This window comes from Variovorax ginsengisoli (assembly GCF_030486595.1).
Lineage (GTDB): Bacteria > Pseudomonadota > Gammaproteobacteria > Burkholderiales > Burkholderiaceae_C > Variovorax > Variovorax ginsengisoli_B.
Genome location: NZ_JAUJZH010000076.1, coordinates 1 through 2,479, shown reverse-complemented (window position 1 = coordinate 2,479; position 2,479 = coordinate 1). Strand labels below are relative to the sequence as shown.

Genomic DNA, 2,479 nt, shown 5'->3' with positions numbered 1-2,479 from the left:
CCGCCAAGCGCTCGACAGTCGGCTTATCACCCACGATCAATGTCTTCATCCACGACTCCTTGAAGTTCGTGGGACAACATCATATCTAATCTATTGAACGCAAATTGGTATTAAACGTCAGCTTTCCCAAAGGCGCTGGTTCCGCAAAGGGCACGGCGCTACGCGCCTCGAACGACCGCTTTCGCAAAGCCGCCAGGGTCCGCTTAGGGCCCTGACCTCCAGTTTGGCGGCCAAGAAAGCGGTCGCTCAACCCTGCGATAGCGGCGTTGCCGTAGGGACGCAGCCGAGCTACGACTGCAATACCTTCGGACCAGTCGTTGAGACCGGGAATTCTTCGCCCAGGGACGACAGGATTCGGCCTCACAGCGTGAGTTCGTCGAGCGATCCGCAAAGACAGCTGACGTTAAGGGTTGTGGGACATCTGCCCGGCAGACGCGCAGCGCATAGATCGACCAGCACCTGAGGGCAGGTGTCGCACAAGCCTCGAGGGAGGAAACCGCGGAGTTCGCCGCGGCGAGTGTTCAGGGCCGTGAAGCTATGGCGATAGTGGCGAGTGCCAGGCCGTCCACCTTGGCACGTGAGCGTTGCGCACATGTGCTCAATAGTGGTTGTCGCCCCTTCGAAGCGCTGCGATATGCGCTCGCGAGGATGGGGCATCGAAGCGCTGGGACGGCGGGGCGCATAGGGCACGCGCCGGCTCCGCCGACTCGTTCGCTGGTCGACTTCAAGGACGCAAGGGATGGACGTGCGGTCATGGTGGTGCGCGAATGGCTTGTCCGCGGATGAAGACCTGCACGATGGTCATGGCGTGGCCGCAGTGCCGGCAGATGAAGGTGGGGCGCTCGGGATGCATCTCGGCGCCGAGTTCGACCCGGTCGGTGCACGTCGATGGCGCTGGAGTTGCGTGCAACAGCTCGCGCGCGGTGGCGAGACTCGCCGTGCGCGCGCCGTTTGCCAGGAGCCCGTAGTGGCGGATGCGATGGAAGCCCTTGGGCAATACGTGCAGCAGGAACCGGCGCATGAACTCGTGCGCCGAGATCGTCATGACCTTGTGTCGCGTGTTCCCCTTGGCGCGGTAGTCCTTCCATCGGAAGGTCACGCCGCGCTCGTCCAGCGCGAGCAGCCGGCTGTTGGAGATCGCCACCCGGTGGGTGTAGCGCGAGAGGTAGGCCAGCACGGCCTGCGGCCCCGCGAAGGGCCGCTTGGCGTAGACCACCCACTCGATCTTGCGCAGTGGCGCCAGCCAGATCTTGAACGCCTGCGCGTCGGCTAGATGGGCCTGCTCGCCGAAGAAACGCAACTGGCCGCCGGCGTGCAGGCGCTGCAGTTCTTCCAGGAAGCGGCGCCGGAACAGGCGCGAGAGCACCCGCACCGGCAGGAAGAAGCCCGGACGGCAGGCCACCCAGCGCGTAGCGTCCTGGGCCAGGCCACCACCGGGCACGATGCCGTGCACATGGGGGTGGTGCGTGAGGGCCGAGCCCCAGGTGTGCAGCGCCAGCGTCGCGCCGATCCTGGCGCCCAGGTGCTTCGGATCGCCAGCGATCGTGAGCAGCACCTCGGCAGCCAGGTCGAACAGCAGCCCGTAGAGCGCGGCCTTGTTCTGGTAGGCGATGTCGGCGATCGGCGCCGGCAGCGTGAACACCACGTGGTAATACTCCACCGGCAGCAGATCGGCCTGGCGCGCCTCGAGCCAGCGCTGCGCCGCCGTGCTCTGGCACTTCGGACAGTGGCGATTGCGGCAGGAGTTGTAGGCGATCTGATCGGTGCCGCAGCCCTCGCAGCGCAAGACGTGTCCACCCAGTGCCGCGCTGCGGCACTGTTCGATGGCCGACATGACCTTCAGCTGCGCCAGGCTCAGATGGCCGCGCTGCTCGGCGCGCCAAGCCGGCGCGTGCTGGCGGAAGATGTCGGCGACCTCCAGGGAGGGCCGGCCCACGGCCGGCACCTCAGGCCGGCGGCAACGCCTCTAGAGGGCTGAACACCTCGTGCAGCAGATCGGTGGCCACGTGGGTGTACACGGTGGTGGTCTCCAGGCGCTTGTGGCCGAGCAGCACCTGGATCACGCGGACATCGACCTTGCGCTCCAGCAGGTGCGTGGCAAAGCAGTGCCTCAAGGTGTGCATCGATACGCGCTTGTGAATGCCGGCCGTGTCGGCCGCGTCGTGCACTGCGCGGTTGAGCTGGCGAGGGGTGAGCGCGTTGGTCGGGTTCATGCTGGGGAACAGCCAGCCGCCGGGCAGCATCCGGCCCTGGGCGTGAGCGATGCGCCACCAGGTGCGAAGGCGCTGCAGCAGCACCGGGCTGAGCATGGCATAGCGGTCCTTGTGTCCCTTGCCTTGTTCCACTCGCAGCGTCATGCGTTGGCTGTCTGTCAGTGGTCTTCCAATAATCCCCATCTGTGGTCGTCGAATTTTCCTCACCCATCAACTCCAAGGAGCAAACGATGGAAGTGGAAGTACGAAGCTCGGTGATCTCGCAT

General features: G+C 65.4%; 1 protein-coding gene and 1 pseudogene. Both read right to left on the bottom strand.

All coding sequences use genetic code 11. From position 1 onward, the window contains the following. Positions 1 to 751: 751 nt before the first annotated feature. On the bottom strand, positions 752 to 1,936 hold the full coding sequence (locus QZH52_RS38520) for an IS91 family transposase (protein ID WP_301816531.1): 1,185 nt from the start codon (positions 1,934 to 1,936) through the stop codon (positions 752 to 754). Between the two features lie 10 nt (positions 1,937 to 1,946). Next, positions 1,947 to 2,369, bottom strand: a pseudogene (locus QZH52_RS38515) (tyrosine-type recombinase/integrase); the annotation flags it as partial. Positions 2,370 to 2,479 lie beyond the last annotated feature (110 nt).